Here is a 13,697-nt window from a genome sequence, read left to right on the forward strand (position 1 = left end):
CCCGTGCACCCGATCCTCTTTATCGTATTCCTGCCGCTGCTGGCGGCGCTCGTCGCCGGCCTGACCAACAAGGCCGCGCCGCCGGTCTTCGCCAAGGCGGTGACCACCGGGGCGCTGTTCATCAGCGCCGCGCTCAGCTGGCCGATTTTCCTCGGCTTCGTCGGCGGATCTTCCGAAGCGACCGTGGTGCCGGTGCTTACCTGGATCCAGTCGGGCACGCTGGCATTCGACTGGGCGCTGCGCGTCGATACGCTGACCGCGGTCATGCTGGTGGTGATCAACACCGTTTCGGCGCTCGTCCACCTCTACAGCTGGGGCTATATGGACGAAGACCCCGACCAGCCGCGGTTCTTCGCCTATCTGTCGCTGTTCACCTTCGCCATGCTGATGCTGGTGACGGCGGACAACCTCGTCCAGATGTTCTTCGGTTGGGAAGGCGTGGGCCTGGCATCCTACCTGCTGATCGGTTTCTGGTTCCGCAAGCCGAGTGCCAATGCCGCCGCGATCAAGGCCTTCGTGGTCAACCGCGTCGGCGACCTCGGCTTCATGCTGGGCATTTTCGGCACCTATCTGGTGTTCGACACCGTTTCGATCACCGAAATCCTCGCCGCCGCGCCCGGTATGAGCGGGGCGACGATTGGCTTCCTCGGCTTCACCGTGCAGACGATGGACGTGCTGTGCATCCTGCTGTTCATCGGCGCGATGGGCAAATCGGCGCAGCTCGGCCTGCACACCTGGCTGCCCGACGCGATGGAAGGCCCGACGCCGGTGTCGGCGCTGATCCATGCTGCGACCATGGTGACCGCGGGCGTGTTCATGGTCTGCCGCCTTTCGCCCATGTTCGAAACCGCGCCCGTGGCGCTGGGCATGGTGACCTTCATCGGCGCTGCCACCTGCATCTTTGCCGCCACAGTCGGCACCACGCAGTGGGACATCAAGCGCGTGATCGCCTATTCGACCTGTTCGCAGCTGGGCTACATGTTCTTTGCCGCGGGCGTCGGCGCATATGGCGTGGCGATGTTCCACCTGTTCACTCATGCCTTCTTCAAGGCGCTGCTGTTCCTGGGTGCGGGCTCGGTCATCCATGCGATGCACCACGAACAGGACATGCGCTATTACGGCGAGCTGCGGAAGCACATCCCGCTTACCTTCTGGGCGATGATGATGGGGACGCTGGCGATTACCGGCGTGGGCATCTATCATCTTGGCGCGGGCTTCGCCGGCTTCTGGTCGAAGGACGCGATCCTCGAAGTGGCCTATGGCCGCGGGACCGAACTGGGCAATTTCGCCTTCTGGATGGGCACCTTCGCCGCGCTGCTGACCAGCTTCTACAGCTGGCGGCTGATGTTCCTCACCTTCTGGGGCAAGCCGCGCTGGATCGAGAGCGAGCACATCCAGCATTCGGTTCACAAGACCCCCGCCGAAGCGGGCGAGGACACGACCGGCGGCTATCATCCGCATGAAAGCCCGCTGTCGATGCTGATCCCGCTGGGCGTGCTGTCGATCGGTGCGGTCCTGGCCGGACAGATCTTCGCGCCGACCTTCCTCGATGATGCCGCGTTCTGGGGCAGCTCGATCTTCTACAACGAACCGCTCATCCACGCGATGCACGGCGTGCCCTATCTGGTGAAATACGCCGCCTTCATCGTCATGCTGATCGGCCTGTTCGTCGCCTGGCTGGCCTATATCAAGGACACCAGCATTCCGGGCAAGACGGCCGAACAGCTCGGGCCGATCTACCGCTTCCTCTACAACAAGTGGTATTTCGACGAACTTTATCACTACCTGTTCATCGTCCCTGCCTTCTGGCTGGGGCGCCAGTTCTGGAAACTTGGCGATGTCGGCACGATCGACCGTTTCGGTCCCAATGGCATTGCCTGGGTGGTCGAGAAGGGGGCCGTTGGCGCCCGCCGCTTCCAGACCGGATATCTGTATAGCTATGCGCTGGTGATGCTCCTCGGGCTCGTCGCCGCCATCACCTGGGTGCTGTTCTGATGGAATTCCCCATCCTTTCGCTGATGCTCGCCGTGCCGCTGGCCGGCGCTATCGCCTGCCTGTTCCTCGGTGCGCACACCGCGCGCATGGTCGCGCTGGTGGCCACGCTGGTCGATCTCGCGCTCGGCGTGTTGCTGTGGCTCAATTACGACATTGGCGGGGCGCAGTGGCAGTTCACCGAGCGCGCGGAGATATTCGCGGGCTTCAGCTATGCGCTGGGGATCGACGGGATCGCGCTGATGCTGATCATGCTCAGCGTGTTCCTGATGCCCATCTGCATCCTCGCCAGCTGGGATGCGATCAGCAAGCGCGTCGGCGAATACATGAGCGCCTTCCTGCTGATGGAAGTGCTGATGATCGGCGTCTTCGCCTCGCAGGACATGTTCCTGTTCTACATCTTCTTCGAAGCCGGCCTGATCCCGATGTACCTTATCATCGGCGTATGGGGCGGCGATAACCGCATCTACGCCTCGTACAAATTCTTCCTCTACACGCTGCTCGGCTCGGTCCTGATGCTTATCGCAATGCTGTGGATGGCAAACGAAGCGGGCACGACCGATATCCCGACGCTGCTGAACTACGACTTCTCGCCGCAGGCGCAGACCTGGTTGTGGCTGGCCTTCTTCGCCAGCTTCGCCGTGAAGATGCCGATGTGGCCGGTGCATACCTGGCTGCCCGATGCCCACGTGCAGGCGCCGACCGCCGGGTCGGTCATCCTCGCGGGCGTGCTGCTCAAGCTGGGCGGCTACGGCTTCATCCGCTTCAGCCTGCCAATGTTCCCCGAAGCCAGCGCGCAGTTCACCTGGTTCGTCTTCGTCCTGTCGATGATCGCGGTGATCTACACCTCGCTCGTCGCGCTGGTGCAGAGCGACATGAAGAAGCTGATCGCCTATTCCTCGGTCGCGCATATGGCGATCGTGACCGCAGGCATCTTCGCGTTCAACGCGCAGGGCATCGAAGGCGCGGTGATGGTCATGCTGGGCCACGGGCTGGTCTCGGGCGCGCTGTTCCTGTGCGTCGGCGTGATCTACGACCGGCTGCACACGCGCGAGATCGCGCGCTATGGCGGCCTCGCCATCAACATGCCGCGCTATGCGCTGTTCTTCCTGCTGTTCACGATGGCCTCGATCGGCCTGCCGGGCACCAGCAATTTCGTCGGCGAATTCCTTGCGCTGGCGGGCCTCTACAAGGTCTCGACGCTGGTCACGCTGGTCTGCACCACCGGGATCATCCTCGGTGCCGCCTACATGCTGTATCTCTACCGCCGCGTCGTCTTCGGGCTTCAGGTCAACGAAGATGCCGCGCGCATGCCCGACCTCAACGCCCGCGAATGGGCCATGCTCGCCCCGATCGCAGCCGCCGTGCTGTGGATGGGCGTCTATCCGGAAAGCTTCCTAGCCCCCATGCGTCAGGATATTGCCGCTCTCGAGGCGCGCGTGGCACGCGCCGCACCCGATTTCGATGCCGACAACACCATCGGCACGCCGCGCGAACACAATGCCAATTACGTCGGATTCGCGCATGGCGAAGCCCGCGGTGAAGAGGGAGCGCACTGATGTCCTACGCTACCTCGCTCTATCTCACCGCGGCGGAAATCGGCCTGTCGATCACCGCGCTCGTCCTGCTGCTGCTCGCCGCGTGGAACGGGGATCGGTCCGCCCGCCTGCTGACCATCATCGCCGTGGCCGCGCTCGTCGGTGCAGCGATCTTCAGCATCGGCTTGTTCGACCGCAGCGCAAGCGAAGTCGCCGGACGGGCTTTTGGCGATCTTTACCGTGCCGATGCCTTCGGCAGCTTCGGCAAGGTGCTGATCTATCTCGCCTCGGCGGCGGTCCTGATCGTCACCCCGCGTTTCTTCACCCAGCTGGGCGGTTACCGCGCCGAATATCCCGTGCTGATGCTGTTCAACGCGGTCGGCATGGGCATCATGGTGTCCGCCACCGACCTGATGACGCTCTACATCGGTCTCGAAATGTCGAGCCTGTCGAGCTACGTGCTGGCTAGCTTCCTGCGGCAGGACGACCGGTCGAGCGAGGCCGGGCTCAAGTACTTCGTGCTCGGCGCGCTGGCATCGGGCATCATCCTCTACGGCGTCAGCCTGGTCTACGGTTTCACCGGTTCGACCAATTACGACGGCATCCGCGCCGCCTTTGCGCTCGATTTCTCCACCGGTGCATTGTTCGGCGTGGTCTTCGTGCTGGCGGGTGTCGCCTTCAAGATCAGCGCCGTGCCGTTCCATATGTGGACCCCCGACGTCTACGAAGGCGCACCGACGCCGGTCACGGCCTTCTTCGCCAGCGCGCCCAAGGTCGCGGCGATGGGCGTGCTGGTGCGCATCGCGATGGATCCCTTCGCGGGCGAAGTCGATGCCTGGCGGCAGATCATCATCTTCGCCGCGCTGGCATCGATTGTAGTGGGCGCGCTCGGCGCCATCGGGCAGCAGAACCTCAAGCGCCTGCTGGCCTATTCGTCGATCAACAACGTCGGCTTCATCCTTATCGGTCTTGCCGCAGCGACCGCGGCGGGCGTCGCCAGCGTGCTGACCTATCTGACGATCTACGTCGCCATGGTGATCGGCAGCTTCACCGCGCTGCTGATGCTGCGCGACCCGGCCGGTCAGAACCTCGAAACCTTCGCCGATATTGCCGGGCTCTCGACCCGGCGGCCGGCGCTCGCCTGGTGCCTGCTGGTGCTGATGTTCAGCCTCGCGGGCATTCCGCCGCTGTTCGGATTCTGGGGCAAGTTCGTGGTGTTCCAGGCCGCCGTGCAGGCCGATCTGGTCGCACTTGCCGCGATCGGGATCGCCGCCAGCGTGATCGGCGCGTTCTACTACCTGAAGTTCATCAAGGTGATGTTCTTCGACGAACCCACGCGCGATGTCGAGACGAGCAGCCCGGTGAGCCACTGGGCCGTGCTGGGCGTGTGCGTCGCGATCCTGTCGCCGCTCGGCTACCTGCTGACCATCCCGCTGGGTGAATGGACGGCGCAGGCCGCGGCTTCCTTCGTCGCTGCGATGTGATCCGCTTCGTAACCGAAACCGGTTCGACCAATTCCGATCTTGCCGCGCAGGTGCGCGCGGGCGAGGTGGTGGCCGAGGGTCACTGGCTGGTGGCCGATCGGCAGGTCGCAGGGCGCGGGCGGCAGGGACGCAGCTGGTTCGACGGCAGCGGCAATTTCATGGGTTCGACCGCGGTTCGCATTTCGCCGCGCGATCCCGCCCCGGCAACGCTGGCGCTGGTCGCGGGCGTGGCGGCCTACGAGGCCGTGTCCGCCGTGCTGGCCGAACCCGGCAAGCTGAGGCTCAAATGGCCCAACGATCTCATGCTCGGCGATGCCAAGCTGGCCGGCATCCTGCTCGAACGCGAAGGCGACAGGATCATCGTCGGCATGGGCGTGAACCTGGCTGCCGCGCCCGACCTGCCCGACCGCAAGACCGTGGCGCTGGCCGAACTGGGCCCCGCGCCCGATCGCGACATGTTCGCCCGCACCCTGGCCGAGGCCTTCGACCTCGAACTCGAGCGGTGGCGCACCTACGGCCTCGAACCGCTCACGCGGCGCTGGGCCAGCGTGGCCCACCCGCCCGGCACGCGGCTGACCGTGCAACCGCCGGGCGAGGAGCGGATCGAAGGCGCCTTTGCCGGTTTGACCCCCGACGGCGCGTTGTCGCTGCGCTTGGCGGACGGATCGACCCGTGCCATCCATGCGGGCGACGTGATGCTCGCAAACGAGGAGAGCTGAGCCATGCTGCTCGCCGCCGATGTCGGAAATACCAATGTTGTCTTCGCGCTGATCGACAAGGGCGAGATCAAGGCGCGCTGGCGGATCGCCTCCGACCCGCGCCGGACGGGCGACGAATATGCCGTTTGGCTGCTGCAACTGGCCGAATTCCAGGGCTTCGACAGCGGCGAGATCGATCAGGTGATCATCGGCTCGGTCGTTCCCAAGGCGATCCACAATCTCACGGTCCTGTCGGAAAAGTATCTCGGGATCACGCCGCTCATCGCGGGCCAGGACAAGGCGGCCTGGGGAATCGAGCTGGATATCGAACAGCCCAGCTCGCTGGGTGCGGACCGCGCGCTCAACACCATTGCGGCGCATGCCAAGCACGACGGCGATCTTATCGTCATCGATTTCGGCACCGCGACGACATTCGACGTGGTCGATTTCAACGGCGCCTACAAGGGCGGCATCATTGCGCCCGGGATCAATCTCTCGCTTGACGCGCTGGTAGGGAACACGGCCAAATTGCCGCGGATCGCCATCGAGAAGCCCGAAAGCGACAGCGTCATCGGTCGCAACACCGAGGACCAGATGCTAATTGGGGTTTTCTGGGGCTATGTATCTCTGATCGAAGGACTTGTGGCCCGCATGAAGGCTGAAATCGGACGTCCCGCCAAGGTGGTCGCGACAGGGGGCCTGGCGATCCTGTTTGATGAACACACCGACCTGTTCGACGTGGTCGACCCCGACCTCACGCTCGAAGGGCTTGCCATTCTGGCAGGGCGCGCCGCGTGAAGAAGGACTTCACCCCCGAAGACGAACTGCTGTTCCTCGCGCTCGGCGGTTCGGGCGAAATCGGCATGAACGTCAATCTCTATGGCTGCCAGGGCAAATGGCTGATGGTCGATCTGGGGATGACCTTCTCGGGCGACCAGTATCCCGGCGTCGACCTGGTGTTCGCCGATCTGGAATTCATCGAGGAACGCGCCCATCAGCTCGAAGCCATCGTGCTGACGCATGCGCATGAAGACCACATCGGTGCGGTCCCCTATTTCGCCGCCGATCTCGGCGTGCCGATCTATGCCACGCCGTTCACTGCCGACCTCGTCCGCCGCAAGCTCAAGGAAGCGGGCCTGGTCGACGAGGTCGAGCTGCATGTCATCGAAGAGGACCACGGCCAGTTCGCCGTCGGCCCGTTCGAGGTGACCTATATCCCACTCGCGCATTCGATCGCCGAAGGCAATGCGCTGCTGATCGATACCCCGCACGGGCGGATCTTCCACACCGGTGACTGGAAGCTCGACGAAGACCCCATCATCGGCGAACCGACGACCGAGGAAGAACTGATCGCGATCGGCGACGAGGGCGTGCTGGCGCTGGTCTGCGACAGCACCAATGTCTTCAATCCCGCGCCGAGCGGTTCGGAAGGGGCGGTCTACAAGGGCTTGCTCGAGGAAGTGCAGCGCCATGCGGGCAAGCGGGTGATGGTGACCACCTTCGCCAGCAATGTCGCACGGCTCCAGACGCTGGGCGACGTCGCGCGCGAAACCGGCCGCCAGGTTTGCGTCGCCGGCCGCTCGCTCGACCGGATCATCGAGGTCTCGCAGGATAACGGCTATCTGCAGGACTTCCCCGACCCGGTCGATTTCGACACCGCGATGGGGCTGCCTCGCGGCGAAGTGCTGATCATTGCGACCGGCGGGCAGGGCGAACCGCGCGCCGCGCTGGCGCGGGTGGCGGACGAAAACCACCCGATCGAACTGGTCAGCGGCGATGTCGTGCTGTTTTCGAGCCGGCAGATCCCGGGCAATGAACTGTCGATCGGGATCGTGCAGAACAAGCTCGCTGCGCGCGGTATCACCATGGTCACCGACCGGCAGAGCATGATCCACGTGTCGGGCCATCCGGGCCGCCCCGAGCTGGAAGCGCTCTATGGCTGGATCCGGCCGGACATTCTCGTCCCCGTGCATGGCGAGATGCGCCACATGCAGGAGCAGGGCAGGCTGGGTAAGGAATGCGCGATACCCGACCAGGTCGTCCAGCAGAACGGCGATCTCGTGCGGCTCGCGCCCGGTGCGCCCGGCAAGATTGCCGAAGTGAAGGCGGGCCGCCTGGTGCTCGATGGCGATCTCATCATCCCGGCCGATGGCGAGGCGATTGCCATGCGGCGCCGGATCATGCGCGAAGGCGTGCTCATCGTCGCGCTCGACGGCGATCTCAACCCGCGGATCGACAGCCTGGGGCTGCCGCTGGACGAGGATTACGACGATTTCGTCGCCGAAGCGACGCGGGACATCACCGCCGCGATCGGCAAGCTTCGCGGCGGCGACCGGCGCGACGAGGCAAGCGTTCACGAGGCTGCGCGGCTCGCCGCGCGCCGGGCGGCGCAGCGCTGGTCGGGCAAGCGACCGCAGGTGCGCGTGATCGTACCCAATCTGTAGGAGGCGCAGCCATGCAGTGGACCAGCATTCTCGCGATCTATTTCCTGTTCTTCGTGTTCAGCGCCTTCGTGCTGCTGCCCTTCGGCGTGCGCACGCATGACGAGGCGGGGATCGAGAAAATCCCCGGGCAGGCCGATAGCGCGCCGGTGGAATTCCGCGCCGGCCGTTTGCTGCTGCGCGCGGTGATCCTCTCCGCGGTCGTCACCACGCTTTACGTGCTCAACTACATCTACGGATGGATCACCGTGGACGACATCATCCTGTGGGGCCCGTCGGCGGGCTGATCACTGGCGCAGCCGTTCCAGCGCCTGCGCCAGCACCACGTAAAGCTTGCCCATATCGCTGCTGAGTAGCGTCACGCTGATGGCATTGCCGTCGCGCGTGGACAGCAGCGTGCGCAGCATCGCCTCGAAATCGTGGATGTAGCGGCTGACATGGTCGCGGAAATCGTGGTCCGCATCGTACAGTTCCGCGATCTCGCGCGCCTCGGTGTTGTCGAGCAGGCGGACCGCTCGCCGGGTGAAAATCCCCCGGTCGCCGCGCAGATAGCTGGTCCATGCGGTATCGGTCACATCGGTCGACAGTGCCTTGGTGATGTCGATCGCGTTCGAATTGAGGCTTTCGCTGATCAGCGCGACACGGCGTGAGAAATCATTGTCCACGTCCTCGGCCGCGCGTTCGCGCGCGTGGGCAATGCGGCTTTCCAGATTGGCGGTCAGTTCGTTGACCTTGGCCAGCTGGTCGCGCAGCTGCCGCGTGATCTCGCGTCCCGCTGCGGCAGAACGCTCGCTCGCTGCGTCCAGTTCGGTCAGCGCATGCGCGGTCTGCTCGCGCAGCGCGTGGTCGATCGCCTCGGCGCTCTGCTGGCCGACCTCGCGCGCGATCCCGGCGATGCGTTCGGCCTGTTCGGTCTCGATCGCAGCCAGCGCTTCGCGTGCGCTGGTTTCGAGCGCGGTGATCGCATCGCGCAGCGCGGTCTGCGCCTGTTCGGAAACCCCGGCGCTTTCCTCGCCCAGCGTGGCAATGCTGCCGCGCAGCCGGGCGATTTCATCGGCATGCTCGGACGCGGTTTCGCCGAACCGGTTCTGGAACACCTCGATCCCGTCCATTGCCTCGCGGCTGCGCGCCTCGGCGGTATCCATGCTCGCGGTCAGCGCTTCGCCAGCGGATTTCGCCTGGTCGAGCAGCGCCTTCACTTCTTCGGCGCGCTGTTCGATCCGGTCCAGCCGCGCTTCGCTTGCCTCCATCGCTTGCGGCAGATCGTCGCGGCTGTGCTTCGCGCTCGCCTGGATCAGCTCGAGCAGGCGGACGCTGGCGTCGGTCAGCTGCGATACCGCTGTCTCGGTCCCGTCGAGCGCGCCGCGGCTGTCCGCCAGTTTCGCATTGAGCGCGCCGATCCCGTCGGCGAGCTCGGTCCGCGCCTCGCGGCCCTGTTCGGCAATCGCCGCGAACACCGTCCCGAGCGCCGCGATGCGTTCGCCCAGTTCGTCGCCTTCCGCAGCCATGAGCGACAGCTGTTCGGCCTGCGCGGCCCGGCGATCGGCAATCGCTTCGTCGAGCGCGGCGAGCCGCTGGGTCAGGCGTTGCTGGGCTGCCTCTTCGGCCTCGGCCATGGCGACCTGTCGCTCGGTGGTCTCCTGCGCGAACATCCGATTGCGTTCGGCAATCCGGGTATCGACGCGTTCGGCCTCGGCAGCCAGTGCCGCAAGCTTGGCATTGGCCGCTTCCAGCGCGGCATCGTCGACGCGGGCGATCTCCTCGACGGCGTCGTTCATCCTCTCGCGCATGGCCTCGATCTGCTCTTGCCATGCGTCCATCGCCTGCGCTTCGCCTTCGCGTATGGTCGCCGCCGCATGCGCGGTTTCCTCGCGAATGGCGGCGAGCCGCTCGGTCAGGCTGGCGACCGCGGTTTCACGGTCCGCCGCGGTAGTGGTCTCGGTCTCGGCGAATTCGCTGCGCAGCTTGTCGAAGCGGGTGCGCAGCGAAGCCAGCGCCTCGACTTCGCGGCGGTCGAGTTCGCCGCGGAAATCTTCGCTGCCCTCGCGCAGTTCCGAGAACCGCCGATCGGCGATCTCGGCAAGATGATCGGCCTGCTGTGAAAAAGCCTCGAGCGCGCCGTCGATCCGCTCGCGTAGCGAGGCGACCTGCCGCTCGCTTGCCGAGCCGAACTCGTTGAGCCTGGCGAAACCGTCAACCAGCGCGTCGAGCTGGTTCTGCGCTTCACGGCCGGCGCTACCGATCTGGTTCGACACATCCTTGGCCGAGCTGGCGACAACAGGCAGGTTGTCGCGCAGCTTGTCCATGTTTTCCAGAGCGGTAACGCTCACACGTGCGATCGCTTCGACCTGTTCGCCATTGTCCGCGACCAGCGCCTGCAACCGGTCGGCATGTTCGGACAGCCGGTCGGTCGCGGTCCGACCGAGATAGTCGAGATCGCGCGTCTGGCTGGTCAGGAATTCGCGCGCGAGGCTGAGTTCGCGGTTGATCGTCGCCAGCCGGCTTTCCAGTTCGGCGCTCTGCGCTGACAGATCGTGGGCGACAGTGGCGAAGCGGCGCGCTTCGCGGGCCGAATTGCGCATTGCCAGAAGCCATACGCCGATTACCAGCAGGACGGGCACTGCCCATTGGGTGACCAGCGCGGTCCAGGCGCGGGGCGTGGGGAGGGCCATTAGCTGGCTGGCATGCGCCCAGGCAAAAAACGCCGTCCAGCCCGCTATCGCTAGGATCGCGGCAGCTGGGAGCAGCCAGGAAAAGCGCCGCCGGGCCGCGGACTCATCGTCCCAGACCACCTCGTCGTCTTCTTCGAGTTCCGGCGAAGTTTCTGCGACAAACTCTTCGGAAACAACGGTTTCATCATGGGTTTCGTCAGGCGTCTGATCGACGGCCTGGATAAGCGAGCGCTTTCTCATAATGGGGCAAACTACCACCAAAGCGATCAGGCTTAAACCTGAATTAACCGCCTCGCGTTTACGGTAGCCCGATGGCCTATCACACTACAGGTTTCGAAGCCGCGCTGGCCCATGCTGCCGGGGACGACTTCGCCCTGCGGGAAGACCTGAAGCAGGCGTTCGTGCAGAGCGCGTCGGCGCATCACGACCTGCTGCGCCGGGCCCGGTGCGATGCCAATTGGGCAATGGCGGCCGAGCGGCTCGGGAAACTGGCCGCGAGCTTTCATGCAACCGAACTGATGGATCTCGCCGAAGAAGCCCGCGCCGGGGCACCGGGAGAACCCACGGTGATCAGCCGCATCGAAAGCGTCATCGCCGCTCTCAACTGAGGGAAACCGCCGCCGCACCCTTGGCGGAAGCTGCCCCGCACACTTAAAAGCAAGACATCCGTCGAACCGCCAACCGGAGTCCTGCGTGCGCGTCGCCCTGCTGTCCGTGCTCGATCGCCAGACCGGCCCGCAGCAGGTGCCGGCTCCCTTTCGCCTGCTTGCCGGCGCGAGGCTGGTAGAACGCCAGCTCGACATCGCGCTGGCTGCGGGATGCGAAACCATCGCCTGTCTCGCGCAGGCGGTCGGCCGCGAGGTGATCGAACTCCAGCACCGGGCGGAGGCCGCCGGTGCCCGTTTCATTGCGCTGCACGAACCCCGCAAGCTGTCGGGCATGGTGAGTGCATCGGACGAATTGCTGGTCATGGCGCCGGGCGTGCTGCCCGAAGAGGAGGCGGTGCTGCGGCAGCTGGCCAAGCCGGGCGTGCTGGTCTTTCCCGAGGATCCTGCGGTGCAGCGCGGCTATGAGCGCATCGATGCGCATTTCGCCTGGGCCGGGGTCCTGCTGACGAGGGGGCAGGCGGTCGAGCAACTCGCGCAATTGCCCGACGATGTCGATACGCCCTCCGCGCTGCTGCGTATCGCGCTGCAATCGGGCACGCGGACCTATCCGCTCGAAACCCGCCTGCTCGACGAGGATATCTGGCTCAACGACCCGGCGCCCGAACATCTTGCAGCGCGCGAACGCAGCTGGGTGGCGGGGCATGCCGACGTCGCGCCGTTCAAGGCCCCCGGCCTCGCTGTCGCGGAACGCATGGGGGCGCGGCTCGCGCGCGATACGATGCGCGGCAATCTGGCACGCTTCCTCGCGCTGGGTTCGGCTGCGGCCGCCGTGCTTGCGCTGGCCGTTGCAGTATTCGGGTGGCTGGTGCCCGGTTTCGGCCTCGCTGCGGTCGCCGCGTTGCTTTTCGCGATGGAGGCGGTGGTGCGCCGCGTATCGTCGGCGGGCCAGGTCCGCCCGCGCGTACCCTTGCTGGTACAGGCCCTGGCCATCCTCATCGATCCCGTGATCGTCCTGCTGATCGTCCTCGCATCGCCTGAAGACACCGCCTGGCTGCGGCTTTTCGTGCCTGCGGTCCTGTTCGGCCTGCTGCACCTGGGCGAGCGGTTGGCGCAGCGCGACTGGCGCCGCAGCTATGCCGATCGCGTCATGCTGACGGCGCTGCTCATCCCCGCGGCGTTGTTCGGCGTGATCCAGCCCGCAGCCGCAGTGCTCGCGCTGGGCGCTCTCGTGTCGCTTTTTCTCACTGCACCGCCGCGCGACTAACGGCCATTTAACTATGGCGATGGTACCACCCGGTCATGTCGATCCCTGATCCCGCATCCGAGCCGCAGGGCGCCGGCCACGATTCGCTGCGCGAAGCCCTCGCGCAGGGCAATGCGTCGCTTGCGCGGATCACGCCGATCCTGACGCATCTGCTGGCCACGCCCGATCATTCGCTGTTCAGCGACGAGATCGTCGCCCGGGTTCGCGGCATGTGCCACCACCTTGCCTGGCAGGTGCTGCGTGCGCAGGCCGAGGCGGCGGGGCAGTCCGAACGCGAAACCTTCGTTGAACGCCACGGCGAAGCCCTGGCCGAACATTTCGTCGGACGGCCCGCTCTGCTGGCGCACTGCCATTCGCTGGCGATCGAGTGGCAGCTGGCGGAAGCGCTGGAAGTGCGTTCGGGCATCGATCCGGTGCTCTCGCCGCTGGTGCAGGAACTCATCGCGCATGACGACGATGGCGTCTCCGGCGCGGCAATGGCTGCATTGACCGCACAGGCGCGCTTCGCCCAGACCCAGCGCCGCATGGAATTGCCGCTCAGCGAATTGCCGGGCGACCTCCTGCACGACCTGCTGGTCGGATGGCGCGAATTCAGCAACCAGCTGCGTTCGGATGCCATGATGCGGGCGGAAACCAAGCTCCGTTCCAGTTTCGACGAAGGCGCAGGGCGGCTGTCGCTGCTTGCGCGGGTCGTGACGGGTATGGGGGCTGCGGGCGCGCGCGCGCTCGATATCGATCGCGCTGGCGTGGCGCTGTTCCTGACAGCGCTGGCGACGCGATCGGGCCAGTCGCGCACAGCTGCGGTGCTGTCGACCAACAACCGCCAGACTGCGCGCCTTGCGCTGGGCCTGCGCGCCGCAGGGCTGTCGGGCGAGGACGCCGAACGACAGGTCCTGCGGATCAATCCGCAGGCCGAACCGCCCGCCGAGGCCGTTACCATCGATCCCGACGACGCCCGCCGGCTGATCGCCGATACACCGCTCACCGAGGTAGACTGACC

At 65.5% G+C, this 13,697-nt stretch carries 11 protein-coding genes; 10 read left to right on the forward strand and 1 reads right to left on the reverse strand.

The genetic code is table 11. From position 1 onward, the window contains the following. Positions 1 to 3: 3 nt before the first annotated feature. The 7 genes from nuoL to GRI55_RS08015 are packed head-to-tail and all read left to right on the forward strand — an operon-like array spanning position 4 to position 8,440. Positions 4 to 1,995: an NADH-quinone oxidoreductase subunit L gene (gene nuoL, locus GRI55_RS07985; protein ID WP_050601233.1), complete on the forward strand. Its 1,992-nt coding sequence runs from the start codon at positions 4 to 6 to the stop codon at positions 1,993 to 1,995. Then, complete coding sequence (locus tag GRI55_RS07990) at positions 1,995 to 3,551, forward strand: NADH-quinone oxidoreductase subunit M (protein ID WP_160766767.1); 1,557 nt, start codon at positions 1,995 to 1,997, stop codon at positions 3,549 to 3,551. The genes nuoL and GRI55_RS07990 overlap by 1 nt, the downstream gene beginning before the upstream one ends. Beyond that, positions 3,551 to 5,014: an NADH-quinone oxidoreductase subunit NuoN gene (gene nuoN, locus GRI55_RS07995; protein ID WP_160766768.1), complete on the forward strand. Its 1,464-nt coding sequence runs from the start codon at positions 3,551 to 3,553 to the stop codon at positions 5,012 to 5,014. The genes GRI55_RS07990 and nuoN overlap by 1 nt, the downstream gene beginning before the upstream one ends. Next, positions 5,011 to 5,733, forward strand: coding sequence for a biotin--[acetyl-CoA-carboxylase] ligase (locus GRI55_RS08000; RefSeq protein ID WP_160766769.1), 723 nt, complete (start codon positions 5,011 to 5,013; stop codon positions 5,731 to 5,733). Before nuoN ends, GRI55_RS08000 begins: the two co-directional genes overlap by 4 nt. A 3-nt stretch (positions 5,734 to 5,736) precedes the next feature. Further along, a complete protein-coding gene (locus GRI55_RS08005; protein WP_063505398.1) occupies positions 5,737 to 6,510 on the forward strand; it encodes a type III pantothenate kinase in 774 nt (257 codons plus the stop codon). Then, a complete protein-coding gene (locus tag GRI55_RS08010; protein ID WP_307019411.1) occupies positions 6,507 to 8,156 on the forward strand; it encodes a ribonuclease J in 1,650 nt (549 codons plus the stop codon). Before GRI55_RS08005 ends, GRI55_RS08010 begins: the two co-directional genes overlap by 4 nt. A gap of 11 nt (positions 8,157 to 8,167) precedes the next feature. Then, complete coding sequence (locus tag GRI55_RS08015) at positions 8,168 to 8,440, forward strand: DUF1467 family protein (protein WP_050601237.1); 273 nt, start codon at positions 8,168 to 8,170, stop codon at positions 8,438 to 8,440. Here GRI55_RS08015 and GRI55_RS08020 read toward each other — a convergent pair whose 3' ends face one another. Next, on the reverse strand, positions 8,441 to 11,065 hold the full coding sequence (locus GRI55_RS08020) for a coiled-coil domain-containing protein (RefSeq protein WP_160766770.1): 2,625 nt from the start codon (positions 11,063 to 11,065) through the stop codon (positions 8,441 to 8,443). Between the two features lie 71 nt (positions 11,066 to 11,136). On the opposite strand from GRI55_RS08020, the gene GRI55_RS08025 reads away from it, so the two are divergent. The 3 genes from GRI55_RS08025 to GRI55_RS08035 all read left to right on the forward strand — a co-directional run bounded on the left by GRI55_RS08025 (position 11,137) and on the right by GRI55_RS08035 (position 13,695). Further along, a complete protein-coding gene (locus GRI55_RS08025) occupies positions 11,137 to 11,433 on the forward strand; it encodes a hypothetical protein (RefSeq protein WP_063505397.1) in 297 nt (98 codons plus the stop codon). 85 nt (positions 11,434 to 11,518) lie between these two features. Beyond that, positions 11,519 to 12,697 carry a hypothetical protein gene (locus GRI55_RS08030; RefSeq protein ID WP_160766771.1) on the forward strand — a complete coding sequence of 393 codons (1,179 nt, stop codon included), beginning with the start codon at positions 11,519 to 11,521 and terminating at the stop codon, positions 12,695 to 12,697. A 35-nt stretch (positions 12,698 to 12,732) separates the two neighbouring features. Continuing rightward, positions 12,733 to 13,695 (forward strand): hypothetical protein, encoded by a 963-nt coding sequence (locus GRI55_RS08035; RefSeq protein WP_160766772.1) that lies wholly within the window; start codon positions 12,733 to 12,735, stop codon positions 13,693 to 13,695. Positions 13,696 to 13,697 lie beyond the last annotated feature (2 nt).

The organism is Qipengyuania citrea (genome assembly GCF_009828015.1).
GTDB lineage: Bacteria > Pseudomonadota > Alphaproteobacteria > Sphingomonadales > Sphingomonadaceae > Qipengyuania > Qipengyuania citrea.

Bases quoted from the DNA above. Each gene is read 5' to 3' on its own strand.
- GRI55_RS08015 (WP_050601237.1), top strand. From the start codon at position 8,168: ATGCAGTGGACCAGCATTCTCGCGATCTATTTCCTGTTCTTCGTGTTC.
- GRI55_RS08020 (WP_160766770.1), bottom strand. From the start codon at position 11,065: ATGAGAAAGCGCTCGCTTATCCAGGCCGTCGATCAGACGCCTGACGAA.
- GRI55_RS07990 (WP_160766767.1), top strand. From the start codon at position 1,995: ATGGAATTCCCCATCCTTTCGCTGATGCTCGCCGTGCCGCTGGCCGGC.
- GRI55_RS08005 (WP_063505398.1), top strand. From the start codon at position 5,737: ATGCTGCTCGCCGCCGATGTCGGAAATACCAATGTTGTCTTCGCGCTG.
- nuoN (WP_160766768.1), top strand. From the start codon at position 3,551: ATGTCCTACGCTACCTCGCTCTATCTCACCGCGGCGGAAATCGGCCTG.
- GRI55_RS08035 (WP_160766772.1), top strand. From the start codon at position 12,733: ATGTCGATCCCTGATCCCGCATCCGAGCCGCAGGGCGCCGGCCACGAT.
- GRI55_RS08025 (WP_063505397.1), top strand. From the start codon at position 11,137: ATGGCCTATCACACTACAGGTTTCGAAGCCGCGCTGGCCCATGCTGCC.